Source organism: Enterobacter asburiae (assembly GCF_008080435.1).
In the GTDB taxonomy this organism is placed as follows: domain Bacteria; phylum Pseudomonadota; class Gammaproteobacteria; order Enterobacterales; family Enterobacteriaceae; genus Enterobacter; species Enterobacter asburiae_C.
In genome coordinates, this window is sequence record NZ_VRKN01000012.1 from 43,805 (window position 1) to 69,218 (window position 25,414).

20 protein-coding genes and 1 pseudogene are annotated in these 25,414 nt (G+C 57.7%); 4 read left to right on the forward strand and 17 right to left on the reverse strand.

Annotated features, from left to right (window positions below):
• The 5 genes from nrdG to FU672_RS18935 all read right to left on the reverse strand — a co-directional run bounded on the left by nrdG (window position 1) and on the right by FU672_RS18935 (window position 7,651).
• Complete coding sequence (nrdG, locus tag FU672_RS18915; protein ID WP_148244394.1) at window positions 1-465, reverse strand: anaerobic ribonucleoside-triphosphate reductase-activating protein; 465 nt, start codon at window positions 463-465, stop codon at window positions 1-3.
• 97 nt (window positions 466-562) lie between these two features.
• A complete protein-coding gene (gene nrdD / locus FU672_RS18920) occupies window positions 563-2,701 on the reverse strand; it encodes an anaerobic ribonucleoside-triphosphate reductase (protein WP_148244395.1) in 2,139 nt (712 codons plus the stop codon).
• A gap of 370 nt (window positions 2,702-3,071) precedes the next feature.
• Window positions 3,072-3,644 carry a fructose PTS transporter subunit IIA gene (locus FU672_RS18925; RefSeq protein ID WP_148244396.1) on the reverse strand — a complete coding sequence of 191 codons (573 nt, stop codon included), beginning with the start codon at window positions 3,642-3,644 and terminating at the stop codon, window positions 3,072-3,074.
• Window position 3,645: 1 nt separating this feature from the next.
• Window positions 3,646-6,243, reverse strand: a complete 2,598-nt coding sequence (locus FU672_RS18930; protein ID WP_148244397.1) for a glycoside hydrolase family 38 N-terminal domain-containing protein — start codon at window positions 6,241-6,243, stop codon at window positions 3,646-3,648.
• Window positions 6,244-6,253: 10 nt separating this feature from the next.
• On the reverse strand, window positions 6,254-7,651 hold the full coding sequence (locus FU672_RS18935) for a PTS fructose transporter subunit IIC (protein ID WP_148244398.1): 1,398 nt from the start codon (window positions 7,649-7,651) through the stop codon (window positions 6,254-6,256).
• A 179-nt stretch (window positions 7,652-7,830) separates the two neighbouring features.
• Between FU672_RS18935 and FU672_RS18940 the strand changes: the two genes are divergently transcribed.
• Window positions 7,831-8,490, forward strand: a complete 660-nt coding sequence (locus FU672_RS18940) for a MurR/RpiR family transcriptional regulator (RefSeq protein WP_148244399.1) — start codon at window positions 7,831-7,833, stop codon at window positions 8,488-8,490.
• Between the two features lie 8 nt (window positions 8,491-8,498).
• On the opposite strand, the gene FU672_RS18945 is transcribed toward FU672_RS18940, so the two are convergent.
• The 4 genes from FU672_RS18945 to treR form a co-directional block, all read right to left on the reverse strand.
• Window positions 8,499-9,245 carry an oligogalacturonate-specific porin KdgM family protein gene (locus FU672_RS18945; RefSeq protein ID WP_148244400.1) on the reverse strand — a complete coding sequence of 249 codons (747 nt, stop codon included), beginning with the start codon at window positions 9,243-9,245 and terminating at the stop codon, window positions 8,499-8,501.
• Window positions 9,246-9,380: 135 nt separating this feature from the next.
• Complete coding sequence (gene treC / locus FU672_RS18950) at window positions 9,381-11,036, reverse strand: alpha,alpha-phosphotrehalase (RefSeq protein ID WP_148244401.1); 1,656 nt, start codon at window positions 11,034-11,036, stop codon at window positions 9,381-9,383.
• 51 nt (window positions 11,037-11,087) lie between these two features.
• Window positions 11,088-12,506 carry a PTS trehalose transporter subunit IIBC gene (gene treB, locus FU672_RS18955; RefSeq protein WP_187360832.1) on the reverse strand — a complete coding sequence of 473 codons (1,419 nt, stop codon included), beginning with the start codon at window positions 12,504-12,506 and terminating at the stop codon, window positions 11,088-11,090.
• Between the two features lie 130 nt (window positions 12,507-12,636).
• Window positions 12,637-13,584 (reverse strand): trehalose operon repressor TreR, encoded by a 948-nt coding sequence (gene treR / locus FU672_RS18960; protein WP_148244403.1) that lies wholly within the window; start codon window positions 13,582-13,584, stop codon window positions 12,637-12,639.
• A gap of 391 nt (window positions 13,585-13,975) precedes the next feature.
• Between treR and mgtA the strand changes: the two genes are divergently transcribed.
• Complete coding sequence (gene mgtA / locus FU672_RS18965; protein ID WP_148244404.1) at window positions 13,976-16,684, forward strand: magnesium-translocating P-type ATPase; 2,709 nt, start codon at window positions 13,976-13,978, stop codon at window positions 16,682-16,684.
• A gap of 228 nt (window positions 16,685-16,912) precedes the next feature.
• A complete protein-coding gene (locus FU672_RS18970; RefSeq protein ID WP_148244405.1) occupies window positions 16,913-19,297 on the forward strand; it encodes a beta-N-acetylhexosaminidase in 2,385 nt (794 codons plus the stop codon).
• Window positions 19,298-19,347: 50 nt separating this feature from the next.
• Here the strand turns inward: FU672_RS18970 and ridA are convergent, their stop codons facing one another.
• The 4 genes from ridA to FU672_RS18990 all read right to left on the reverse strand — a co-directional run bounded on the left by ridA (window position 19,348) and on the right by FU672_RS18990 (window position 21,353).
• Entirely contained in the window at window positions 19,348-19,734 is a 387-nt protein-coding gene (gene ridA / locus FU672_RS18975; protein ID WP_008501391.1) for a 2-iminobutanoate/2-iminopropanoate deaminase, read from the reverse strand.
• 73 nt (window positions 19,735-19,807) lie between these two features.
• Window positions 19,808-20,269 (reverse strand): aspartate carbamoyltransferase regulatory subunit, encoded by a 462-nt coding sequence (gene pyrI / locus FU672_RS18980; protein ID WP_023334315.1) that lies wholly within the window; start codon window positions 20,267-20,269, stop codon window positions 19,808-19,810.
• A gap of 12 nt (window positions 20,270-20,281) precedes the next feature.
• A complete protein-coding gene (pyrB, locus tag FU672_RS18985) occupies window positions 20,282-21,214 on the reverse strand; it encodes an aspartate carbamoyltransferase (protein ID WP_023310198.1) in 933 nt (310 codons plus the stop codon).
• A gap of 34 nt (window positions 21,215-21,248) precedes the next feature.
• Entirely contained in the window at window positions 21,249-21,353 is a 105-nt protein-coding gene (locus tag FU672_RS18990; RefSeq protein WP_022646880.1) for a pyrBI operon leader peptide, read from the reverse strand.
• On the opposite strand from FU672_RS18990, the pseudogene FU672_RS18995 reads away from it, so the two are divergent.
• Window positions 21,333-21,450 (forward strand): annotated as a pseudogene (locus FU672_RS18995) (hypothetical protein). The gene FU672_RS18990 and the pseudogene FU672_RS18995 overlap by 21 nt on opposite strands.
• Window positions 21,451-21,453: 3 nt before the next feature.
• On the opposite strand, the gene FU672_RS19000 reads toward FU672_RS18995, so the two are convergent.
• The 4 genes from FU672_RS19000 to arcC form a co-directional block, all read right to left on the reverse strand.
• Window positions 21,454-21,933, reverse strand: coding sequence for an arginine repressor (locus FU672_RS19000; RefSeq protein WP_029739272.1), 480 nt, complete (start codon window positions 21,931-21,933; stop codon window positions 21,454-21,456).
• 80 nt (window positions 21,934-22,013) lie between these two features.
• A complete protein-coding gene (locus FU672_RS19005; RefSeq protein WP_033144505.1) occupies window positions 22,014-23,417 on the reverse strand; it encodes a YfcC family protein in 1,404 nt (467 codons plus the stop codon).
• A 47-nt stretch (window positions 23,418-23,464) separates the two neighbouring features.
• Entirely contained in the window at window positions 23,465-24,469 is a 1,005-nt protein-coding gene (gene argF, locus FU672_RS19010) for an ornithine carbamoyltransferase (protein WP_032651476.1), read from the reverse strand.
• A gap of 26 nt (window positions 24,470-24,495) precedes the next feature.
• Window positions 24,496-25,407, reverse strand: a complete 912-nt coding sequence (gene arcC, locus FU672_RS19015; protein WP_033144506.1) for a carbamate kinase — start codon at window positions 25,405-25,407, stop codon at window positions 24,496-24,498.
• Window positions 25,408-25,414: the final 7 nt, after the last annotated feature.

Genomic DNA, 25,414 nt, shown 5'->3' on the forward strand with positions numbered 1-25,414 from the left:
TCACCGTAGATGATGCACAACCTGGTTGCTGCTGCCGCGCCAAATCAGCGCCGGGTCTTTTAAATCCTGCACAAACTTGCCGTCGACCAGGACGTTAATCAGATCCACCACTTCCATCTGCTGCGCGTTCAGCTCTTCCAGCCTGTAGCCTGTCCAGACCCAGATATCTTTTCCCGTACACTCTGCCCGAATGCGCTTCACCAGCTTCAGGATATCCGGCACGTTTTGCGGGTGCAGGGGGTCGCCGCCGGAGAGCGAGATCCCCTGACGCTGAATGCGCGTGTCGTTCAGGTCGTTGACGATCTTGTCTTCCATCTCAGCGGTAAACGGCATGCCGGAGTTCACGCGCCAGGTGCTTTTGTTGTAGCAGCCGGGGCATTCGTGCACGCAGCCTGAGACGAACAGGGTGCAGCGGGTGCCGGGGCCGTTGACGATGTCGACGGGGTAGTATTGATGGTATCGCATAGAAAATGTCCAGAGAATTTGTGCGCGCTGATGCCCTCACCCCGGCCCTCTCCCACAGGGAGAGGGGTAGGGTGAGGGGGAGAACCCTGCGCAGAACTTACCCGATCTGCCCATTCCCCAGATGCTTCACGCGGCGCTTCACCTCTTCCTGCTTGCCGGCGTTAAACGGACGCGCGTCCGGGCTGCCGAGATAGCCGCACACGCGACGGGTCACGGAGACGCGAGCCGCGTCGTGGTTGCCGCATTTCGGGCAGGTAAAGCCTTTGCTCGTACATTCGAACTCACCGGTAAAGCCGCACTCGTAGCACTCGTCGATTGGCGTGTTGGTTCCGTAATACGGCACGTGCTGATAGCTGTAATCCCACACGTCTTCCAGCGCCTTCAGGTTGTGCTGAATGTTCGGATACTCGCCGTAGCAGATGAAGCCGCCGCTGGCGATCGGCGGATAGGCCGCTTCAAAGTCGATCTTGTCGTACGGGTTCACCTTTTTCTCCACGTCGAGGTGGAAGCTGTTGGTGTAATACCCTTTGTCGGTCACGCCTTCTACAATCCCGAACTCGGCGGTGTCCAGGCGGCAGAAGCGGTCGCACAGGTTCTCGCTCGGCGTGCTGTAGAGGCTAAACCCGTAGCCGGTTTCCGCTTTCCACTGGTCTACCGCGTCGCGCAGGCGCTGAACGATGGCGATACCTTTTTCGCGCAGGGCGTCGCTGTCGTACATATGCGTGTCGCCAGCCAATGCGTTGATGGTCTCGTGAATACCGATGTAGCCCAGCGAAATCGACGCGCGACCGTTTTTGAAAATCTCAGACACGTCATCATCTGCTTTCAGACGCACGCCGCAGGCCCCTTCCATATAGAGGATGGGCGCCACGCGGGCTTTGACCCCTTCAAGGCGCGCAATACGGGTCATCAGCGCCTTACGCGCCAGCTGCAGACGTTCATCCAGCAGTGTCCAGAATTCAGCTTCATTGCCTTTCGCTTCCAGCGCGATGCGCGGCAGGTTGAGGCTAATGACGCCCAGGTTGTTGCGTCCGTCGTGGATCTGCTCGCCGTTTTCATCTTCGTACACGCCGAGGAAGCTGCGGCAGCCCATAGGCGTTTTAAACGAACCGGTCACTTTGACGACCTGATCGTAGTTCAGGATGTCCGGGTACATGCGCTTGCTCGCGCACTCCAGCGCCAGCTGTTTGATGTCGTAGTTTGGATCGCCAAACTTGTGGTTCAGGCCGTCGCGAATAGCGAACACCAGTTTCGGGAACACCGCAGTTTTACGGTTTTTACCGAGGCCGGAAATACGGTTGCGCAGGATAGACTGCTGGATCAGACGCGATTCCCAGCTTGTGCCGAGACCAAAACCGAAGGTCACAAACGGCGTCTGGCCGTTGGCGGTGTGCAGCGTGTTCACCTCATATTCCAGCGACTGGAAGGCGTCGTAGCACTCTTTCTCGGTACGGGAGTGCGCGTAGCCGTCCGCGTCCGGGATCTGCCACTCTTCGGCCGTTTTACGGTGCTTGTTGAAGCTTGCCGTCACGAACGGGGCCAGCACTTCATCAATGCGGTTAATCGTGGTGCCGCCATAAATGTGGCTAGCCACCTGCGCGATAATCTGTGCGGTCACTGCGGTGGCCGTGGAGATCGACTTAGGCGGTTCAATCTCGGCGTTACCCATTTTAAAACCGTGGGTCAGCATGCCTTTCAGGTCGATCAGCATGCAGTTGAACATCGGGAAGAACGGCGAATAGTCGAGGTCGTGATAGTGAATTTCACCGCGCTCGTGCGCAGACACCACGTCGCGAGGCAGCAGATGCTGACGGGCATAGTGTTTGGCGACGATACCGGCCAGCAGGTCACGCTGGGTCGGGATCACTTTACTGTCTTTGTTGGCGTTTTCATTGAGCAGGGCAGAGTTGGTCTGCTCCACCAGACCACGGATCTCCTGGTTCAGACGACCGCGCTTCTCACGCTGAACGTCGCGATCGTGGCGATACTCAATGTAGGCGCGCGCCAGTTGCTTGTAGGGGCCTGCCATCAGCTGGTTCTCAACCGCGGTCTGGATCTCATTGATATCGACCTGGCTGCGTTCATTCATCTGGCTGCTAACGATTTCTGCGACGGTGGCGCAGTAATCTGCGTCATCGACTCCCGCTGCTTTAGCTGCACGCAGAATGGCTTCCTGGATGCGCTCTGATTTAAACGGCACTTTACAGCCATCACGTTTCATCACATGCGGTGTCATGATCACTCCATTTTTTGAAAACAGGTTATCCACAGAGGTGGAGAAGTATTCACCGGGCGTATTCCCCGCCAGGCCAAAGACTTCCCGCGTTCCCAGCTCGTGTTATCCACAATTCCGGCCAGCGTAAGCGCCGTCTTGTTGTTGGAATAGTAGACGATAAATACAATATGTTGGGTCGGCATGCATTTTAAGTGCTACATATAGTGATTTGCATCAAACATGTTTGCGATTTATTTGATGCAGAACAAAGTAAAAAGACGAGAGTACAAACGACGGGCGCTTCAGCGATTGTAAAGGCGTGAGAGAAAAATCTGATTAATTATTCAACAAAAACAAGCGCTCAGCATAGCCTGTGCTGAGCGCTGCTCGTTTAACTCACGCTGCAGACCCAGCTCAATCCTGCCTGCAAAAAGGCTGCGGTAGCGATACTGCCCAGTACCAACGGGATGAGAAGGGAGCGTTCAGGGGCATCGTCCTGTTTTTGAGGTTCTTCATCACTCAGGGCGGACATCGCCTCTTCCCGGGTGCGCGCCGCCAGTAGCTGCTCACGCACCCGATCTTCAGTCAGTTTGCTGGTCAGCGTCGTCAGCAGCTGCATATGCGTACTGCCTGCTTCCGCAGGCGGGATGGCGAGCAGGAAAACCATTCTCACTTCTTCATCACCTTCCAGCCCCGGCCAGCTTATCGGGTCGTCAAAGAGCGCCAGACAAAATGCCGCCTGCTGCACCGCCTCGGTTTTACCGTGCGGGACGGCGAGTGCTTCACCCAGCGCGGTAGGACCTTCACTTTCACGCTGTAAAACGCTCTGGATAAATGCCTCTCGATCGTTGATGACTTTTCGCCTGGCGAGCGGCTCGGTGAGCCAGCGGATCACCGCTTCAGGCGTACGGTGTGGCGGGTTGATAAACACCAGATCGGGGTGCGTCAATGCAAGCAAGTTCATATTAAGTCTCCATCAAAAAATCGCAGGTCGCGAATGGGGGGAGCACCGTTACCGGTTGCACCGGCTCTTCCAGATAGTTGATTTGACGAAGCCGCGACAGACTTTCCGGGACGGGAACCGGCTGCGTCCCGGCGTTAAATACGCGTACGACGGTGCCATGCAACTGCTGAGCATGGGGCAGGGCGGAAAGGATGAGTGGCTCCGCCAGGGCCAATAGCGAGAATTCTGCCGGCAGCCTACGGTCGGGGAGACGCAATGAAAAGCGCTCAAGACGGAGATCGAGCGTATGCAGCGTCTGCCGTTGATAGGTGAAGGGCTGTCCGGCCACCTGATTTTCCAGCTGGCGAAGCGTGAGATGGTCGGCGTTGTCGGCCAGCGCGACGGTGAATGAAAAGCACAGCGGTTTCAGCAACTGGGCATCAGGGGTCTCTACCACCGTATTATTGATGCCGGACGCCCGGCCCGGTCGCCAATCGAGATCGCTGCGCCCGAGCACGCCCGTCGCTTTAAACATCGTCAGGGCAATAGCCGCCGGTTCGCTGCCGATGATCTGAAATTCCTTCATGCCGCGGCTATTCACCACCAGCGCTTTGCCCGCTTCCGCGACAGCAATAATTCCCTCGCTGGTTTCGATATCCACGGGCATCTCGCGATAGCGCTCCTGCCAGTTTTCACCGTCATATCCCGTTTCGCGTTGGATTATTGCGAAGGGCTGTGAGGCGATAGCGTGACGGGTGTGAATATCGCTGCCGATCAGTAAACGTAGCCGGTGATCGCAGTGGCTGTTTTCCAGAGAACTCTCAACATACAGGTTCGGATCGTCATAGCGCAATTCGCACACCAGACGAATGGATAAGGGTTTTCGGGCATTTTCCTGACGGCTGACGAGATCCTGCGGAAGAAGCAAAGTGGCCTCAACGACCAGCTTTTCGACAAGCGGCGTTTTCAGGCAGTCGATGAGTGTGAAATGGGAACAGCGCGTCGGCGCGTCGCCTGCAAGCGGTGAGAAATCGTAGCTGTCGCCCGCGTCCGCGCAGTCTTCGAGGGTAAAGAAATAGGGGATACGTCTGCCGCTGCGTTTGTCCTGCAGGGTTAGCGTTCCGGCATCCAGCGTCAGTTGATAATGCGTATTCTCTATCTCACCGCCCTTAATCTGTTCAGGCTGCCGGAACGGCGCAGGGTTAGCTTCAACACTGACGGTAAGATAGCCGACTGACGGCAAAACCGGGGTTTGCAAAGCGACCTGCCAGCGGAAATAAGGGGGAAGGGGCGTTTCACATTCACCTTCGGCGGTAAGGGTGATCGCCGTTCCGCCAGGCAATATGTCCCTTTTCAGGACGTCGAAGGGGATTGGCCGTCCCTGATACGTCAGCGCGATATTTTCAGCGCGGCTATACAGGGTGGTGTTAACCACGCGTCGCGTTGGGGTGGCCAGCGGGTTGAAAATCAGCAGGTCGCCTTCCTGAACGCAGGCGGCGGCCAGGGTTTTCACCACCAGATTCCACAGGCTGTGGCACAGATGTTCGGTTTGTTCCAGCCGATGCAGAATGTCGCGGTTGGTGGCATCACTGTTACAGCCGCCGATGGAGTCGTGGGCATGGTTTCGCAACAGCTTTTTCCAGAGGGTATCGACTACAGAGAGGTTGACCGGAAACCCCTGATGACGCGCCATTGCGATTGTCGGCTCCAGCTGTCGCAGGATGAACTGCTCAATCTCATCATTTTTCTTTTTGATGTCGTAGCGCACGGAGCCGATCGTTTTATGAATGCGGGTGTAGCGCGGCGATTTCAGCTCCCCTTCCCAGAGTTCAAACTGTTCACGCTGTGCGCGCAGAATGTCGACGTAGTGCTCCAGCGAACTGATGAGGTAACGGTCCTGATCCGGGGACTGTGCGCTGGCGAGCTGCAGGATTTTTGGCAGCGTCGGGTCGATGCTGACCTGATCGCCGCCGCAGGGCAGGAGCAGATCGTTGATACCGGCCCGTGAACGCAAGAGATTGACCATCGGGTAGATTTTACCCTGCAGATGGCACGCTTCCGAACGCATGTTTTTAGCCGCGCCATAACCGAGCGCCATCGCACAGGCGATGACGGTCGCCCCTGACGGCGCGCGCCAGAGGAACTGACTGCTTTTGGCGTGCCTGTCGTGATCGATACCGCGCCAGAAGACGATATTGTCGATATTGCAGCCCTGCAAAATCGTGGGCATCTGGGCATTGTGGCCGAAGGTATCCGGAAGATACCCGACCTGCATGGCATGCCCCAGCCTCCGGGCGGCGAAGATGCCGTATTTAAGGTTGCGGATAATCGATTCGCCATGCACGTTGTAGGTGTCCGTCTGCGTATACCACGGCCCCACAAATACCCTTTTCTCTCTGACCAGCGTTTCCAGCCTGGCGCGATAATCGGGATTGATGGCGAGAAAGTCCTCCACAACCGCCATCTGCCCGTCAAGGTGATAGCAACGATAAGCCGGGTCCTGCTCCAGCGTGTCGATGACGTCTGCAAAGTTATATGACGCCAGCACCATGCTGTCCTGACGGGTGAAATACCACTCCTGGTCCCAGTGCGTATGGGCAATGACGTGGATCTGATTCATGACGCTTCCCTCACCTGGCGCTCTTTGGGCTGACATACAGCACGCCCAGGGCGCAAATCAGCGCGCCAATAAAGACGCTCGCCAGGTAGCCCGCCACATTGGTTGCCAGCGGCCATCCCCAGATGGCCGGCAGAGGCAGCGTCTGCTTCACGCCAAGGGCAATGGCGACCAGCGCGCCGGCGACGGCACCGGTCATGAACACCGGGATCAGGCGTGGGTTTTTCAGGATGAACGGGATCGCGCCTTCCGAGATCCCGATAACGCCCAGTAATAACGAGGTGCTGCCAACGGTTTTCTCTTCCTGGCTGAAGACGTCCGGTAGCCCAAAGCGGCCGTTGAGGAACGCGGCAAAGCCGACGCCAATGGAGGGGATCACGATGGAGAGTTCACGCGCGGTTAAATCAAACGTCTCGCTCATGCCATTCAGACCTAGCGCAACCGAGCCCGCTGCCTTGTTGACCGGACCGCCCAGGTCGAACGCGGTGCCCGCGGCGATCATCGCGGAATAGAACCCGCGCCCGGTGTCACCTGCCGAGGTAAAAAAGACCACCATCAGCTGGTTAAGCGAGCCAAAAATCGGGTTAATCAGGTATTCCATGACCATCACCAGCGTAATGCCGGTGATCAGCGGGACGACCAGCATGGTTTTAATGGTGGTGAGCTGCTGACGGACGTGAATCGAATCATTCAGCCAGCGCACCAGATAGCCCACAAAAAAGCCAATGCCAATGGCACCGAAAAAGCCGGAGGGCATAAAGCCTTCGATATCAAAGAAGCGCTTATAGACGTCGTCTGACATGATGCCGCCGATAAGCCCGGGGATCAGCGCCGGTTTACCGGCAATGGAAAACGCCAGATACATGGCGAAGACCGGATACATGAACTTGATGGTCATAAAGCCCACTTTATCCAGTACGCTGAACGGCGAATGTTCGATGTTAATAAACTGACCGGTAATTTTGGCTGTTGCCATCATCAGCCCGCCCATCACCACCACCGGCAGCATATAGCTGATGGCCGCCATGATATGGCCGATAAAGACCTGGTAAGCCGAACGCTGGAGATCATCTTCATATGCGACAGGGGCGACGTTTTTTTCCATGGCCAGCGCCTGACGCAGATAGCGATCGGTATGTTTGATCAGCTCTTGCGTACGGGTCTGAAGGTGGGGAATGTTTTCAAAACGCTCGGCATCCTGAATGGGAACGTCGGTTGCCAGAATAATGGCCGTGGCGGAAGCGATATCCTGTTTCGTTAAGCGGTTTTTAACGCCGTCGCTGCCCTGCGTTTCGACCTTTACTTCGATATTGTGCTCTTTAGCCCATGCAATAATTTTATTTGCCGCCATAAAGGTGTGTGCGATGCCTGTCGGGCAGGCCGTTACCGCGACAACTTTTTGTTTCGTCATTGTCATAATTCCCTGGATGTGAAAACAGGAGAAGTATAAAGAGAACCTAAAACAGTTTTTAATGTTTGCTAATACTAATTACGTATCGTAATACGCGTAAATGTAATGTGTGAAGCGCCTTCCAGAGACTATTTTTCTGTTGTGTTAATATCATGCCGGGATTAAACAGGGCGTAATAGATGAATTCATTCCAGGGAAGTGAACGTTTGATATTTGAATACATTCAGCATCATGCGTGTAATATTTCTAATATATCGGCAAAAGAGATTGCCCGTGATACCTTTACAACGACAACATCCGTTAATCGTGTGTGTAAAAAAATGGGCTATAAAAGCTATACCGAGCTTCGGTATCGTTTTTTGCGCGATCATTTTTCACCTGCGCCTGCCGCCCCCGACGCTGGGCCGCAGGCGGACGATATTGTGGCGGAAGTGTCCAGGCTGCTCATCCATTCCAGCCATGTTTTCCTCTACGCACGAGGGGCTTCGCTCACCAGCCTCAATTACCTGTCGCGCTTTTTATCGCTGGCGAGCCTGCCGCACCTTATTCTGAATGATATGCATCAGCTGACACGGGTATCGAAGGGGACGCTGGTGTTGATCAGTAAATCCGGGGAGACGCAGTCGCTGATTGATATGGCGCGTAACGCGCTGCGAAAAGGGTTGAAGATTATTGCGATTACCCGCCAGGGGTCGACGCTGGCGTCGATCTCAACGCTAAGCTGGCCGCTATTGATCGACATTAACGCGGTATCGCTGTATCAGCGGGAAGGACAACTAGAACTGTTAAGCGCCGTGGACCGTATCGGCTGCAGGCTGCTGCAGCACGATACGGTGTAGTCAGACCGTCAGAGTTGCTTCACTATCCCCAGACGTACGGCATAATCATTTTCATGATTGCCATCAGCTGTAATGTACGTTTTATCCAGTGAAACCAGCTCGACGTATGGTGTCCAGCCGTCGTCGAGCTTGTAGTTGAACGCCACGGTATGCTCCCAGTAGGTGTCATCCCCGGTTCCCTGATCGACATTATCCTGCCAGCGGAAGCGTGGGTTGTAGGACATACCGAATTTGCCAATGTTATACGCGAACCAAATGTCGAACTGGTGTGACTGACGGCGGGTGTAGCCGCTGCCGTCTAGTTTTCTGTCGCTGTGCGCATCGTTTACGGTGTTATAACGATAGCGGGCAGAGAGGTTCAGCCCATTATCGAACGCTTTCCAGCCCTGAATGAAAGGGCGGTAATGCGTGTTGCTGGGAGTGAAAACAGTCACCATACCCGGCGCAACGGCGAAGCCATTTCCCAGATCGAAGCGCCAGCGTGTTTCGATCTCCTGTGCTGCCTCTGTTACCCCTTTGTCGTCGGGATTATATCTGTCGGTATCACCAAAAAAGGTGTCGTTGTGGTTTTGTGCGGCTTCAACGGAGAAGTAAAAACCATTATTCACCTGATGCATGACTTTAATACGTGAATCATTTACGTCTGAACGCGTATTATGACCAAAGCGAAGGTCGACGGACGTATTTCCGCACCATCCCTGCGTGCTCAATAATAGTGCGCTAATACATGTTGCTTTAATAATTGTCTTTTTCATAATATCCTGCCGAGGTTATTTAATTGGCAGGCTATTTTTATTTTTGGCAGGTCACGATGTAAAAGTTATCGTCGTACATTTAGCGTATCGCTAAACATAAAAAAAAGAGATACAGCATGCTGTATCTCCTGATGTTTATTCCTGCACCCACCAGATAGCTTCAAACGGGCGCAATAGCAGCGTATCGGGGCGGGAGGAAACGTCCTCATAGTTACTGAGTGCGACCCGCCATGCTCCCTGTACCGGGTCCGGCTGCCACTGCTGGCGCTCGTGGCTCAGGTTCGCCACCACCATCAGCGTCTGCCCCTGCCACTGGCGACGGTAACACCAAAGAGAAGGATGTTCCGGCAGGAGATCTTCATAATCGCCCCACGTCAGCACTGGCAGGGTTTTGCGCAGGCTGATAAGCGACTGGTAGGTGTAAAACACCGAATCCGGGTCGTTCAGCGCCGCGCGGGCGTTCACCGTCTCGTAGTTGTCGCAGACGCCAATCCACGGCTCGCCCTCAGTAAAGCCCGCATTGTGCGACGCATCCCACTGCATTGGGGTCCGTCCGTTATCTCGTGACTTACTCGCCAGAATCGCCAGTAATTCATCCGGCTCGCGGCCGTTGGCGCGCAGTTCGGCGAACATGTTCAGGCTTTCCACGTCGCGGTAATCGGTGATGCGTGTGAAATGCGGGTTGGTCATCCCCAGCTCTTCGCCCTGATAGATATACGGCGTGCCCTGCATGCCGTGCAGCACCATGCCGAGCATCTTCGCGGCATGAACGCGGTGTTCCCCTTCGTCACCAAAGCGCGACACAATGCGCGGTTGGTCGTGATTACACCAGAACAGCGCGTTCCACGCTTTGTTGTGCATGCCCTGCTGCCAGTGGCGGAAGAGGGTTTTCAGCGCCACGAAGTCCGGCTTGGCCTTCGTCCACTTTTCGCCGCCGGGATAGTCTACCTTCAGGTGGTGGAAGTTAAAGGTCATCGACAGTTCGCTTCCGTCGAGCGACGCATACTGCTGGCAATTCTCCAGCGAGGTCGAAGACATCTCGCCCACCGTCATCAGGTTGCGCGGGGTGAAGACGTCGCGGCTCATCTCCTGCAGATATTCGTGGATGCGCGGCCCGTCTGTGTAGAAGCGGCGACCGTCACCCGTGTTGTCGTCCGGGAAATCCTGATCTTTTGAAATCAGGTTAATCACGTCCAGACGCAAGCCGTCCACGCCGCGATCGGCCCAGAACTCGCATACCTTTTTCAGCTCGGCGCGCACGGCCGGGTTTTCCCAGTTGAGATCCGCCTGCTCGGGCGCGAAGAGGTGCAGGTAATACTGCTCGCTCTCGGCGTGCCAGCGCCAGGCGTTGCCGCCAAACTTGGAGCGCCAGTTGTTGGGGAGCTGCTCCGGCGTGCCGTCGCACCAGATATAAAACTGACGATACGGGCTCTCTTTGTTCAGCGACTCGCGGAACCAGGCGTGCTGCGTCGAGGTGTGGTTAAACACCATGTCCAGAACAATGCGGATGCCGCGCGCGTGCGCCCTGGCAACCAGCTCGTCGAAATCATCCAGCGTGCCGTAGGCCGGGTCGATGGCGGTGTAATTCGCCACGTCGTAACCGTTATCCACCTGCGGGGAGATATAAAACGGCGTCAGCCAGATGGCGTCAATGCCGAGGGTTTTCAGGTAGTCCAGACGCTGCGTCACGCCGCGCAGATCGCCGGTGCCGCTGCCGGTAGTGTCCTGGAAACTCTTTGGGTAAATCTGATAGATGACGCCATTCTGCCACCAGTGAGGAAGGGTATTCATAGTGCGTTCCTGCAAATGCGAAGGGGCGCAACTGCGCCCCGAAAGAAGAAGTTAAACAATCTGTAACGAGCCCTGACGGAACTTGCGCTGGTACACCACGGTGGTGAGCGCCATTGGGACGATAATCGCAATGGCCATCGCCAGGGCAAACACCTGCCAGTAAGCCGGCTGGATGGAGAGGATGCCCGGCAGGCCACCGACGCCAATCCCGTTTGCCATCACGCCGTTCAGACCACACACCAGGCCTGCCAGACCGGAACCGATCATCGCGCAGAGCATCGGGAAGCGGTATTTCAGGTTGATACCGTACATCGCCGGTTCGGTGACGCCGAGGTAGGCAGAGATGGCTGCCGGAACGGAGATCTCACGCTCGTTATGTTTACGGCTGACGATGATGATGCCGGTCACCGCCGACGCCTGCGCAATGTTAGACAGGGCGATAATCGGCCAGACAGGCGTGCCGCCGAGGCTTTGAATCATCTGCATGTCGATAGCCAGCGTGGTCTGGTGAACGCCGGTGATCACCAGCGGGGCGTACAGGAAGCCAAACAGCGCGGCACCAATCGGCGCGAAGCTGCCGGTCATCAGGTGACGTACCGCGAAGGCCACGCCGTCGCCAATCATGCGGCCAAACGGACCGATAAAAGCGTGTGCCAGGAACACGGCAATAATCAGCGAACAGACCGGCACCACCACCAGATAGAGGTAATCCGGCACGATGCGTTTTAAACGCGTTTCAATAAAGCCCAGCGCCAGACCCGCCAGCAGGGCCGGAATAACCTGCGCCTGGTAACCGACTTTGGCGATGGTAAACAGGCCGAAGTTCCACACCTCAGGCACCTGCTGACCAAGTAAGTAAGCGTTCATTAACTGTGGAGAGACCAGCGTGACGCCCAGCACGATACCGAGAATCGGCGTGCCGCCCATTTTGCGCACCGCGGACCAGCAAATCCCAACCGGCAGATAGAAGAAGATCGCTTCACCAATCAGCCACAGGAAATCGTAGATGCTTTGCAGCGCCGGGTACATCTGCGCCAGGGTTTTGCCGTCACTCATCGGCACATCACCGATGACGTTACGGAAACCTAAAATTAAGCCCCCGCTGATCAGCGCCGGCAGCAGCGGGAAGAAAATTTCCGCGAAGTGGGAAATCAGCTGCTCGTGCCACTTCATGTTCTGGCGCGCGGCCTTCTTTGCCTGCTCTTTATCGGCAGAAGAGTGCCCGGTTGTCGCCAGCAGAGCCTGATAGTAATCGCCCACTTCGGTACCAATAACGACCTGGAACTGCCCGGCGTTGGTGAAGCAGCCTTTAACCATGGAAAGTTCTTCAATGGCCTTCGGGTTGGCTTTGGCCGGATCGTTCAGCACGAAGCGCAGGCGGGTAATGCAATGGCTGACGGTGGCGATGTTCTCGCGACCGCCGACCAGGACGATCAGCCGATCGATATCTGCTTGTTTGACTTTACTCATCATGAAACCTCATGACAGATGGTGAGGGGGGTGTAATGACCTGAGCGCAAGCCTACTCCTTCAGCGGGACGGCGAAAATGGGAACGTTCCCGAAATCGGGCGAAGATCACAATAATCTGTTTTATGGGGATTACGAAAGGTGAGCGGGAATGACGATCCGACGCGGCTCTGAACGCCCGTTGATCTGCTCGATCAACTGTGTGGCGGCCTGTCTGCCGGACTCGGCGTAGCCTGGATCGACGGTGATGATCTCCGGGTGCAGGAATTTCATCAGCGGCGTACTGCCCACGCTCGCCACCTGCAGGTTATCGATGTGCTGCTCCTGCAGATATTTGCTGGCACCCAGCGCAAGGGTATCCGTGGCGCACACCAGCGCGGTGGTCTGCGGCGTCAGGACGCTGGCAACCTGCTCGTAACCCTGCTTCATGCCCAGCCCCGGCAGAGAGGCCACGGCGGAGAGATTGTGGTTTTTGCAAAAGGCCAGGTAGGCCTCATGACGACGCTTACCGGTGGTGACATCCGCGTGCGGTACGCCCAGATAGCTGATGTGGCGATGGCCTTCTTCGTACAGGCGCTGCATCAGAGTGATAATCGCGCCCTCGTCGTCATAACAGACGGAGGCAAACCCGCTGGCATCGCGAGCCAGCAGCACCAGCGAAGGCTGCCAGGGTTTCAGCATCTCGTCTTTAATGCCGGTAAAACCAAACAGCACCACGCCGTCAATGTTGCGCCGCTGGAGCATACCCAGATGCTCTTCAACCAGTTGCACAGAGAACTGACTCTCCATCATGATCGGGTCATAGCCCTGCTCATAGAAGGCGGGCAGCATGGTCTGCACGGCGAGGTTTTCAGACAGAGAGTCCAGACGCGAGACAATGATGGCGACGACTTTGTCACTCTGCCCGCGCATGGCGCGCGCGGAGCGGGAAGGGGAAAACCCGTGCTGATTCATGACCGCCTCAACGCGCTCGCGGGTGCGTTCGCTGACACCACTTTCGTTGTTCAGCACGCGTGAGACAGTCGATTTCCCCACGCCGCTTAAACGCGCGATGTCTTTAATCGTAAGGCGGTTCTGCATGCTGTATTCCCTGTAACAACGACGATTTAGTGAATTGAGCCTAATGCTATAGCGCGATTTCGCTATGGGCAAAGTCTGGTTTACGTTCGGTTTATTTGCAGGGGGGTATAATACCGCCCGAATCGTCACAAGGGGTACGCTTAAATCCTTATACTGCGCGGCGACACCCTACTTTTTACTTACCGGAGGCTTCATGGATCCCGATCCCACACCTCTCCTGAACGGGAGAATGCGTTCTTTCCGGTAAGCCAGTCTGTTGCTGACTCACCGGAGATGTGAGGCAGCAACGTCCTAAACGTTCCTGCTTGAAAAATTGAGTGCCTCTCAGGTACGGCCTTGCCACGCCTGAAGGAAATGCTGCGTCCGCATTCGCGGATGCGGAGGAATGACTATGTTTAAAAATATTACCCGGCAGCTGCAGGCCCTGCTGAGCCGCCACCTGCCACACCGTCTTGTTCAGCGCGACCCCCTGCCAAACGCCAAAAACATGGCGGGCACCGCGATCCCCGCGTCCCTGACCGAGCGCTGCCTGAATGTGGCGGCAATGGATGAAAACGAAGTCTGGCGCGCCTTTGGCGGACACCCGGAAGGGCTAAACGCGGCCGAAGTGGAAAAAATCCGCGCCGTGCACGGCGATAACCAGATCCCGGCGCAAAAGCCGTCTCCGTGGTGGGTGCATCTGTGGCTCTGCTACCGCAACCCGTTCAACCTGCTGCTGACGGTGCTTGGCATCATTTCCTACGCGACGGAAGATCTGTTTGCCGCAGGCGTGATTGCTCTGATGGTGGGCATTTCCACGCTGCTGAACTTTATTCAGGAGGCCCGCTCCACCAAAGCGGCGGATGCCCTGAAGGCAATGGTCAGCAACACCGCGACCGTCTCGCGTGTGATTAACGATCTCGGCGAAAACGCCTGGGTGGAGCTGCCTATCGACCAGCTGGTGCCGGGCGATCTGGTGAAGCTGGCGGCAGGGGACATGATCCCGGCGGATTTACGCATCATCCAGGCGCGCGATCTGTTCGTCGCGCAGGCCTCCCTGACCGGGGAGTCCCTGCCCGTTGAAAAGGTGGCGCGCAGCCGTGACCCGCAGCAGATGAACCCGCTCGAGTGCGACACCCTGTGCTTTATGGGGACCACGGTGGTCAGCGGCACGGCGCAGGCGATTGTCACCGCTACAGGGGGCAACACCTGGTTCGGACAGCTTGCCGGGCGCGTCAGCGAGCAGGAGAGCGAGCCGAACGCCTTCCAGAAAGGGATTGGCCGCGTCAGCATGCTGCTGATCCGCTTTATGATGGTAATGACGCCTATTGTGCTGCTGATCAACGGCTACACCAAAGGCGACTGGTGGGAAGCGGCGCTGTTCGCGCTCTCCGTGGCCGTTGGCCTGACGCCTGAAATGCTGCCGATGATTGTCACCTCCACGCTGGCGCGCGGGGCGGTGAAGCTCTCTAAACAGAAAGTGATCGTTAAACACCTCGACGCCATTCAAAACTTTGGCGCGATGGACATCCTCTGCACCGATAAAACCGGCACCCTGACGCAGGATAAAATCGTGCTGGAGAACCACACCGATATCTCCGGCAAAACCAGCGAGCGCGTCCTGCACAGCGCGTGGCTGAACAGCCATTACCAGACCGGGCTGAAAAACCTGCTCGACGTCGCGGTGCTGGAAGGGGTGGATGAAGAGTCCGCCCGCACGCTCTCCGGCCGCTGGCAGAAGGTGGATGAGATCCCGTTCGACTTTGAGCGCCGCCGTATGTCGGTGGTGGTGAGCGAGCAGACGGACGTGCATCAGCTGATCTGCAAAGGGGCGCTGCAGGAGATCCTCAACGTGTCGACGCAGGTTCGCTATAACGGTGACATCGTGCCGCTGGACGACACCATGCTGCGCCGCATTAAACGCGTCACCGACAACCTGAACCGTCAGGGGCTGCGCGTGGTGGCGGTCGCCAGCAAGTTCCTGCCTGCGCGGGAGGGGGACTATCAGCGTATCGACGAATCCGATCTGATCCTTGAGGGTTACATCGCCTTCCTCGATCCGCCGAAAGAGACCACCGCACCGGCGCTGAAGGCGCTGAAGGCGAGCGGTATTACCGTCAAAATTCTCACCGGCGACAGCGAGCTGGTGGCGGCTAAAGTGTGCCATGAAGTGGGGCTGGACGCGGGCGACGTGGTGGTGGGGAGCGATATTGAACACCTCTCGGATGACGAGCTGGCGAAGCTTGCCCAGCGCACCACGCTGTTTGCCCGCCTGACGCCGATGCACAAAGAGCGCATCGTCACCCTGCTTAAGCGCGAAGGGCACGTGGTGGGCTTTATGGGCGACGGCATCAACGACGCGCCCGCGCTGCGTGCGGCGGATATCGGTATCTCCGTGGACGGGGCGGTGGATATCGCCCGCGAAGCGGCGGATATCATTCTGCTGGAAAAGAGCCTGATGGTGCTGGAGGAGGGCGTGATCGAAGGACGCCGTACCTTTGCCAACATGCTCAAGTACATCAAAATGACCGCCAGCTCCAACTTCGGTAACGTCTTCAGCGTGCTGGTGGCGAGCGCGTTTCTGCCGTTCCTGCCGATGCTGCCGCTGCATCTGCTGATCCAGAATCTGATGTACGACGTGTCTCAGGTGGCGATCCCGTTTGATAACGTTGACGACGAGCAGATCCAGAAGCCACAGCACTGGAACCCAGCGGATCTGGGGCGCTTTATGCTGTTCTTTGGGCCGATCAGCTCCATCTTCGACATTCTGACCTTCTGTCTGATGTGGTTCGTGTTCCACGCCAACACCCCGGAACATCAGACGCTGTTCCAGTCCGGCTGGTTCGTGGTAGGCCTGCTGTCGCAGACGCTGATTGTGCATATGATCCGCACGCGTCGTATCCCGTTCATTCAGAGCCGCGCGGCGTGGCCGCTGATTGTGATGACGGGGATTGTGATGGCGCTCGGCATCGCGCTGCCGTTCTCACCGCTGGCAAGCTACCTGCAGCTGCAGGCGCTGCCGCTGAGCTACTTCCCGTGGCTGGTGGCGATCCTCGCCGGTTATATGGTGCTGACGCAGATGGTGAAAGGGATTTATGCGCGTCGGTATGGGTGGCAGTAAAAACATACCTTTACCCTCACCCTAACCCTCTCCCTGGAAGGGAGAGGGGACCGCTCGGTGCCGCCTTTCACCCTCGCCCCTTTGGGGAGAGGGCCGGGGTGAGGGGACTGGCTTTCCTCTCAAATTCAACAACCTGTGATCTCCGTCGGCGCATTCGCTTGACGACAAATTGAGCGCATGTTAACAGAATGTTTTGCCTTTATTTGGCCCGTCAGATAAGGAACATTCATGTTACGGTACAGTCTCTTAACCGCCGGGCTGATGCTCGGCGCCTCTGCCTTTGCCGCCCCGGCAGGCGATCTCCCCTTAATGCCCTGGCCTGCGAAGGTCGAGCGCCCGACGACCCAGGGCACGCTGGTGCTCAGCAACAACGTATCCATTAGCGTCAGCGGGGACGATCTCGGTGACGCCGTCAACCGCCTGCGCCAGCGCATTGCCCTGCAAACCGGCTGGACGCTGCAGCCTCAGGCTGAAAAGCCCAACAAACCGACCATCCGCATCGCGATTGCCAAAAAGGTCAAACCGCAGCCGCTGCCGGACAGCGATGAGAGCTATAAACTCACGGTGGATGCCAACGGCGTTGATATATCCGCCAACACCCGCTTCGGCGCATTGCGCGCCATGGAAACCCTGCTCCAGCTGATGCAGAACGGGGCGGAAAACACCTCGCTGCCGTGGGTCACCATTGAAGATTCGCCGCGCTTCCCGTGGCGCGGGCTGCTGCTGGACTCGGCGCGCCACTTTATCCCGCTGGTGGATATTAAGCGTCAGATCGACGGCATGGCCGCGGCGAAACTCAACGTTCTGCACTGGCACCTGACCGACGATCAGGGCTGGCGCTTTAGCTCAAAGCGCTACCCTAAGCTGACGCAGCTTGCCAGCGACGGGCTGTTCTACACGCCAGAGCAGATGCGCGAGGTGGTTCGTTACGCCGCCGAGCGCGGCATTCGCGTGGTGCCGGAGATCGACATGCCGGGGCACGCCTCGGCGATTGCCGTGGCCTATCCGGAGCTGATCAGCGCCCCGGGGCCGTACGCCATGGAGCGCCACTGGGGCGTGCTGAAGCCGGTGCTGGATCCGACGAAAGACGCAACCTACGCCTTTGCCGACGCGATGGTCAGCGAACTGGCGGCGATCTTCCCCGATCCGTATCTGCATATCGGCGGTGATGAGGTGGACGACAGCCAGTGGAAAGCGAACACGGCCATCCAGCAATTTATGCGCGATAACAAGCTGGCGGACAGCCACGCGCTGCAGGCTTACTTCAACCGCAAGCTGGAGTCCATTCTCGAGAAGCATCACCGCCAGATGGTCGGCTGGGATGAGATCTCCCATCCTGACCTGCCGAAAAGCATTCTGATCCAGTCCTGGCAGGGGCAGGACGCGCTGGGGCAGGTGGCGCAGAACGGCTACAAGGGCATTCTCTCTACCGGTTTCTACCTCGACCAGCCCCAGTCCACCGCCTATCACTATCGCAACGAAATTGTCCCGCAGGGGCTGGACGGCGTGGATGTGATTGCGGACACCGACAGCGCCCAGAGCTGGGCCTTCACCATGCCGCGCCTGAAGGGCAAGCCGGTGGAGGGGAGCTTCACGCTGGTGAAAGGGGATGCCGGCTGGCGCGGATTTATTGATTTTGCCGGGAAATCCCGCCGTGCGGTGCAGGATATTGAATGGCGCGACGACAACCAGGTCACGTTTACCGTCGACACCTGGATGGGGGAAACGCGTCCGGTCGTCTCCGTTGATAACGATAAGTTGAGCGGTTATTTCCTTGTCGGGAATACGCGCTACCCAATCAGCGGCACGCGTCTGGACGAGGTGCCGAAAGGCATTCCGCCCGTTGTACCGGACGTGGCGAATCAGGCCAATCTGCTCGGCGGTGAAGCCGCGCTGTGGGCGGAAAACGTGGTGGCGCCGGTACTGGATATCCGCCTGTGGCCGCGCACCTTTGCGGTGGCGGAGCGGCTGTGGTCCGCGCAGGACGTCAACGATGTCGACAACATGTACACCCGCCTGCAGGCGATGGACAGCTGGTCGACGGTATCGGTCGGGCTACAGCAGCATACCCAGCAGCAGGTGCAGTTCACGCGCCTCGCCGGCAATGCCGACACGCTGCCGCTGCAGATCCTCGCGCAGGCGCTGGAGCCCGCGCAGTATTACACCCGTCAGCACCTGAAGTTCCAGGCCGGAAATTATCATCAGTTCGAACCGCTTAACCGCTTCGCGGATGCGCTTAACGCCGAAAGCGCCACCGTGCGCCAGATGCACAAATGGGCGGACCGTCTGGTGAGCGACGCGGAAGACGCGGAAAGCGCCGACGCGCTGCGCCACGTCTTTAACCGCTGGCAGAGCAACACCAGCGACGCGCTGGCGTTAAGCGAAAACAGCTATCAGCTGAAGGCGATGAAGCCGGTGATCCAGGAGGTGGATAAACTGGCCTCGATTGGCCTGAGGCTGACGGATCTGGTGGCGCGTCAGGGCACGCTGGATGATAAAGAGATCGCGTCGATTCAAAGCGAGCTGGATAACGCGGCGAAGGTTCAGGATGAAGTGGTGATTGCGGCGGTGTATCCGCTGGAGACGCTGCTCAGGGCGACGCGGAATCAGTAGCAGGTCATAAAAAAAGGCAGCCCAGGCTGCCTTAACTTCGACAAAGCGAATTAGCGACGTACGGCAATTGCTTCGATTTCAATTTTCACGTCTTTTGGCAGACGGGCCACTTCCACGCAGGAGCGTGCCGGGAAGGTGGCGTTGTGCTCGGTGAAGAATGCTTCGTAGGTGGCGTTAACGGTCGCGAAATCGTTCAGATCTTTCACGAAAACGGTGGTTTTCACGATATCACCCACTTTCAGACCCGCTGATTCAACGATCGCCTGCACGTTTTCCAGCGACTGACGCGCCTGTGCCGCGACATCTTCCGGCACCGCGCCGGTTTTTGGGTTCACCGGGATCTGCCCGGAAGTGATGATCATGCTGCCAAGATCAACGCCCTGAACGTAAGGGCCGATAGCCGCTGGTGCATTTTCCGTCGCGAGTACTTTGCTCATGTTTTCTCCAGAATTACAGCGTTAAGAATGTTCCCGGCCATTATAACAGCCGGGATTTCATTACCAACCTCAATTAGTTGGCCAGCACCACATAATGAGAAAACTCTTTTTCGCAGTATTTGCATTTGAGCGCGATATCATCGGCGCGTTTTTTCACTGCAAAGCTGGAGTAAACCGGCTCGGCATGGCTGATGCAGTTGCTGTTCGGGCAGACCAGCACGCGCTCGATGCGATCCGGCAGGCTCGGACGGGATTTGCCGACCACTTCATACTCGTCGATGCGGTTGACGGTGGCGTCCGGCGCGTACAGCGACAGCTGGTTGACCTGCTCGTCGGTCAGGAAAGTATTCTCGATTTTAATCAGGTCTTTGCGGCCCATCTCGCCCGACGGCAGGTTCAGGCCGATGGTGATGCGCTGGTCGGTTTCGGTCAGTTTGAACAGCGTCAGCAGCTTAAAGCCCACCTGCGCAGGGATGTGGTCAATCACGGTGCCACGCTTGATGGCTTCAACCTGGAGTTTGTTATCGTGTGTCATGGTCGTTTCCCCTTACAGTGCCAATTCGCGATTCAGAACCAGTGCCAGTAACGCCTGGCGGGCGAAGATGCCGTTCCCGGCCTGCTGGAAGTACCAGGCGTGCGGCGTTTTATCCACGTCTGTGGTGATCTCATCAATGCGCGGCAGCGGGTGCAGCACCTTCATGTTGTCGCGCGCGCCCTCAAGGTCGCTGGCGCGCAGCACGAACTGCGCCTTCACGTTGGCGTATTCGGACGGGTCCAGACGCTCTTTCTGCACGCGGGTCATGTAGAGAATATCCACGTGGCTCATCACCTCTTCGATGCTGGCGTGCAGGCTCCACTGAATGCCTTTCTCATCCAGCATGTCGAGAATGTACTGCGGCATCGCCAGCGCGTCCGGGGCGATGAAGAAGAAGCGGTTGCCGTTAAATTTCGCCAGCGCCTGGGTCAGGGAGTGGACGGTGCGGCCATATTTCAGGTCACCAACCATGGCGATATTCAGGTTCTCGAGCTTGCCCTGCGTCTCCTGAATAGTGAACAGATCCAGCAGGGTCTGCGTCGGGTGCTGGTTGGCACCGTCACCGGCGTTCAGCACTGGAATGCCGCCGGAAAACTCGGTCGCCAGACGCGCCGCGCCTTCCTGCGGATGGCGCATCACAATCGCGTCGACGTAGGTGCTGATCACTGAAATGGTATCCGCCAGGGTCTCGCCTTTTTTACCCAGCGACGTGTTGCTGCTGTCTGAGAAACCCACCACGCTCGCGCCCAGGCGGTGCATGGAGGTCTCAAAGGAGAGGCGGGTGCGGGTCGAGGCTTCGAAGAAGCAGCTCGCAATCACCTTGTGCTTCAGCAGCTCCGGTTGCGGATTGGCCTTCAGTTTTGCCGCGGTTTCCAGAACCAGTTCCAGCTCTTCGCGGCTGAGGTCGTTTATGGAAATGATGTGTTTTTGATAAAGCGGATTCATGTTTATCTCCTGACGCCGGGCAAAAAAAAGCCCCTCAAATGAGGGGCTCTGGGAATAGGTTGAGCAACGGGAAGAAAAACGGCAGGCCAGCGTCTGATTTCAGACGCGGTAAGACGTTATGTCGTACACGCTTGACCATGCTTCCTCCCGGCAAATTGTCGGGCATTATACGCAGCTCGCTTTTCGGATCAAGCGATTTAATGCACGCTTTACTCAATGCAAACGGTTCTTTATGAATATTAATGCGTTCTGAGTAAATAATTAATTTGCTTGTGAACCAATGCGGTGCGCTTCACCACCCGGGGAGCGACCCAGACGATACTGCTGCCAGCCACCACGCCTAAAATTTCCGGTAGCTGGTGATAATCCAGAATACGCGCCACCGCGCGGCCATATCCGGCAACGGTATGAACAAGGATAAACTCGCTATTATGCTCGACGCTGACCACCATTTCGGACACGGTACGCGCGGCGTCGGGGGCAGGGCGCAGCTGGGGATTCAGCGAATAAATCTTTAGCCCTTTGGCATTTCGAATTTTTATGACGCCGAGCAATTTAAGCAGACGTGAAACGGTGGACTGGCTGATGGTCTCAAAACCACGTTCCTGCAAATCCCGGCGGATCTCCTCCTGAGAGAGATAACTCTTTTCTGCGATCAGGCGCTGGCAGACCGTCAGCTGTAGTTGCTCTTTGGGAGAGTACTCTTCGTAATCCATCATAGTTCCCATATCAGTTCCCGAAATAACCGGTGGCACCGCACCGATCCGTAGGCCGGATAAGCGCAGCGCCATCCGGCAAATCACAACAAGGCACCCAGGCTTAACGCCACCATAATCACCACCGTTAAAATGCCCAGCAGCGGCGCCACCCATTTCAGATAACGCACGTAGGGCACACGGGCGATAGCCAGCCCGCCCATCACGACGGCAGAGGTGGGAGTGACCAGGTTAACGATACCGGAGGCCGACTGGTAAGCCGTAACCACCAGGTCGCGGTTGACGTTAGCGAAATCGGCAAGCGGTGCCATGATCGGCATCGTCAGAACGGCCAGGCCGGACGAAGAAGGCACAAGAAACGACAGCACCACTTCCAGCCAGTACATCACGTTGATGAACGCCACCGTCGATAACCCGCTGACCAGCCCTTCCGCGCTGTGCAAAATGGTGTGGGTAATCATGCCCTTATCCATGATGACTACGATACCGCGCGCGATGCCGATAATCAGCGCGACGCCCAGCAAATCTCGCGCGCCGTTGATAAACGTCGACGTCAGCTCCTCTTCGCTCATGCGGGCAATCAGGCCGACGATAATCGCGCTGGCGAGAAACACCGCTGAGATCTCCGCCATCCACCAGCCCAGCACCGCCACGCCGTAGATCATCACCGCGAAGGCGAGGGCGAAAATCACCAGGATGATTTTGCGCACCGGAGTAAATTCCAGCGACTGTTCGCCCTTGTCGCCGAGGAAATGGGCGCGGTTCTCTTCCTGTTTGTCTGCGACGATAGAGAGGGAAGGATCCTGGCGCACCTTACGGGCGTAACGCATCACCCACGCCACGCAGATGACCCAGCCAATCACCAGCAGCGCCACGCGCAGGGCGATACCGTTGGTGAAGGGGATCCCGGCGGCGTTGGCGGCGATCACCGTGGCAAACGGGTTAATGGTGGAGCCGAGCGTGCCGATCCCCGCCCCGAGCAGCACGGTGGAGGCGGCGACCACCGGATCGAAACGGGCGGCCAGCATCACCGGCACCAGCAGGGTGTAGAACGGCAGCGACTCCTCGGCCATGCCGTAAATCGTGCCGCCTGCGGCAAACAGCGCCATCAGGATCGGGATCATCCACTCCTCGCGTCCGCGCAGCCGGGTGGTGACGCGTTCGATCCCGGCGTCAATCGCCCCGGTTTTGGTGACGATCCCGAGAAATCCCCCGATGATCAGAATAAACAGCGCCACGTCGATCGCTCCGGCCTGGCCGGAAACCGGATCGTACAGCCCGGCGATGGGCGCCATCAGGACGGAAACCAGCCCCTGCGGATGCGCCGCCACGTGGGCGTACGTTCCGGCAATCGGGACTTCTTTACCGAGGGTTTCGTTCATCGCCATCTGGTACTGACCGGCGGGGACGACCCAGCTCAGCGCCGCCACAACGGCAATCAGAAAAAAGAGAATGGTGTAAGCGGAGGGAAACTTAAACTTGCCCATGATGTGCTCCTTAAACCCGGCGCACCCTGCGGCGCGCCGGGCGGTGATTAGTCGCCGAGTGTCGCCACCATGACCGCTTTAATGGTGTGCATGCGGTTCTCTGCTTCGTCGAAGACGATGGAGTTCGGTGATTCGAAGACCTCTTCCGTCACCTCCAGTCCCTTCAGGCCGTACGCCATCTCGATCTCGCGACCCACTTTGGTGTGCTCGTTGTGGAACGCCGGCAGGCAGTGCATGAACTTAACGTTTGGGTTACCGGTGGCTTTCATCACCTGCGCGTTAATCTGATACGGCTTCATCAGGCTGACGCGCTCGGCCCAGGCTTCCTTCGGCTCGCCCATGGAGACCCACACGTCGGTGTAGAGGAAATCGGTTCCCCGCACGCCTTCTTCCACGTCGTCGGTCAGCGTGATGCGCGCGCCCGTCTCTTTGGCGATGGCACGGCACTGTTCAACCAGACCGGCTTCCGGCCAGAAGGATTTCGGCGCGACGAGGCGGATATCCATCCCCATCTTGGCCGCCCCGACCATCAGGGAGTTGCCCATGTTGTTGCGCGCGTCGCCAAGATAGGCAAAGCTCAGCTCCGGCAGGGTTTTGCCCGGCGCGTGCTCGAGCATGGTCATCAGGTCGGCGAGGATTTGCGTTGGGTGGAACTCGTCGGTCAGGCCGTTCCACACCGGCACACCAGCATATTCGCCCAGTTCTTCGACGATGGCCTGTCCATAGCCGCGGTATTCGATGCCGTCATACATGCGGCCCAGCACGCGGGCGGTGTCTTTCATCGACTCTTTATGGCCGATCTGCGATCCGCTTGGCCCCAGGTAGGTGACCTGCGCGCCCTGGTCAAACGCGCCCACTTCAAAGGCGCAACGGGTGCGGGTGGAGGTTTTTTCAAAAATCAGGGCGATGTTTTTCCCGACCAGGGTTTGCTTTTCACGCCCGGCTTTTTTGGCGGCTTTCAGCTCGATGGCGAGGTCGATCAGGTACTGGATCTCTGCCGGGGTGTAGTCCAGCAGTTTCAGGAAGTTGCGGTTTTTCAGGTTAATGGTCATGTGGGAAATCCTTTTTAAATAAGTGTTCAGTTACGAATCAACGTGCCTTTCTCGCCTGCCAGAATCTCCGCGCCGTCGGCCAGCGCGCCGATCCCAGCAATGCCGTTGCAGGCCTCAACAAACTCGCGGCAGGCGGCCACTTTCGGCCCCATAGAACCGGCGTCGAACTGCATGCCTCTGAGCAGCTCCGGCGTCACCTGCGCCAGCGGGCGCTGGGTCGGCTTGCCCCAGTCGAGGTACACCGCGTCGGCATCGGTCAGGATCAACAGGGCGTCGGCCTCGATCTGCCTCGCCAGCAGGGCGGCGGAGAGGTCTTTGTCGATCACCGCCTCAATGCCGCGATAGCCGTTGGCGTTTTCCACCACCGGCACGCCGCCGCCGCCGTTGCAGATCACCAGATGGTCACGCTGGATCAGCGCCGTGATGGCGTCGCTCTCGACGATGCGCTTCGGCTGTGGCGACGGCACCACGCGGCGGACGTAGCTCCCGTCGGCCTTAAACACCCAGCCTTTTTCCGCGGCCAGCGCTTTTGCCTGGGCTTCGCTGTACACCGGGCCGATGTATTTGGTCGGGTTGCTGAAGGCCGGGTCGGCGGCGTCCACTTCCACCTGCGTCAGCAGGACGCTCACCTCGCGCTGCGGCAGGTTGTTTTTCAGCGCCTGCTGGAGCATGTAGCCGATCATTCCCTGGCTTTCGGCACCGAGAACGTCCAGCGGGTAGGGCGTCACTTTGTCGTAGGCGCTGTTCTGCAGCGCCAGCAGCCCGACCTGCGGGCCGTTGCCGTGCACCAGCACCACGCGCCACTGTTCCGTCAGCCCGGCGATGGTGCGAGCGGCCTGCTCGATGTTCTGGCGCTGGATTTCCGCTTCCAGCGGCTCGCCGCGTTTCAACAACGCATTACCGCCGAGGGCCACAACCAGAGTGGGTTTTCGTTCCATGATGGCT

Bases quoted from the DNA above. Each gene is read 5' to 3' on its own strand.
- nrdG (WP_148244394.1), bottom strand. From the start codon at position 465: ATGCGATACCATCAATACTACCCCGTCGACATCGTCAACGGCCCCGGC.
- nrdD (WP_148244395.1), bottom strand. From the start codon at position 2,701: ATGACACCGCATGTGATGAAACGTGATGGCTGTAAAGTGCCGTTTAAA.
- FU672_RS18925 (WP_148244396.1), bottom strand. From the start codon at position 3,644: ATGAACTTGCTTGCATTGACGCACCCCGATCTGGTGTTTATCAACCCG.
- FU672_RS18930 (WP_148244397.1), bottom strand. From the start codon at position 6,243: ATGAATCAGATCCACGTCATTGCCCATACGCACTGGGACCAGGAGTGG.
- FU672_RS18935 (WP_148244398.1), bottom strand. From the start codon at position 7,651: ATGACGAAACAAAAAGTTGTCGCGGTAACGGCCTGCCCGACAGGCATC.
- FU672_RS18940 (WP_148244399.1), top strand. From the start codon at position 7,831: ATGAATTCATTCCAGGGAAGTGAACGTTTGATATTTGAATACATTCAG.
- FU672_RS18945 (WP_148244400.1), bottom strand. From the start codon at position 9,245: ATGAAAAAGACAATTATTAAAGCAACATGTATTAGCGCACTATTATTG.
- treC (WP_148244401.1), bottom strand. From the start codon at position 11,036: ATGAATACCCTTCCTCACTGGTGGCAGAATGGCGTCATCTATCAGATT.
- treB (WP_187360832.1), bottom strand. From the start codon at position 12,506: ATGAGTAAAGTCAAACAAGCAGATATCGATCGGCTGATCGTCCTGGTC.
- treR (WP_148244403.1), bottom strand. From the start codon at position 13,584: ATGCAGAACCGCCTTACGATTAAAGACATCGCGCGTTTAAGCGGCGTG.
- mgtA (WP_148244404.1), top strand. From the start codon at position 13,976: ATGTTTAAAAATATTACCCGGCAGCTGCAGGCCCTGCTGAGCCGCCAC.
- FU672_RS18970 (WP_148244405.1), top strand. From the start codon at position 16,913: ATGTTACGGTACAGTCTCTTAACCGCCGGGCTGATGCTCGGCGCCTCT.
- ridA (WP_008501391.1), bottom strand. From the start codon at position 19,734: ATGAGCAAAGTACTCGCGACGGAAAATGCACCAGCGGCTATCGGCCCT.
- pyrI (WP_023334315.1), bottom strand. From the start codon at position 20,269: ATGACACACGATAACAAACTCCAGGTTGAAGCCATCAAGCGTGGCACC.
- pyrB (WP_023310198.1), bottom strand. From the start codon at position 21,214: ATGAATCCGCTTTATCAAAAACACATCATTTCCATAAACGACCTCAGC.
- FU672_RS18990 (WP_022646880.1), bottom strand. From the start codon at position 21,353: ATGGTCAAGCGTGTACGACATAACGTCTTACCGCGTCTGAAATCAGAC.
- FU672_RS19000 (WP_029739272.1), bottom strand. From the start codon at position 21,933: ATGATGGATTACGAAGAGTACTCTCCCAAAGAGCAACTACAGCTGACG.
- FU672_RS19005 (WP_033144505.1), bottom strand. From the start codon at position 23,417: ATGGGCAAGTTTAAGTTTCCCTCCGCTTACACCATTCTCTTTTTTCTG.
- argF (WP_032651476.1), bottom strand. From the start codon at position 24,469: ATGACCATTAACCTGAAAAACCGCAACTTCCTGAAACTGCTGGACTAC.
- arcC (WP_033144506.1), bottom strand. From the start codon at position 25,407: ATGGAACGAAAACCCACTCTGGTTGTGGCCCTCGGCGGTAATGCGTTG.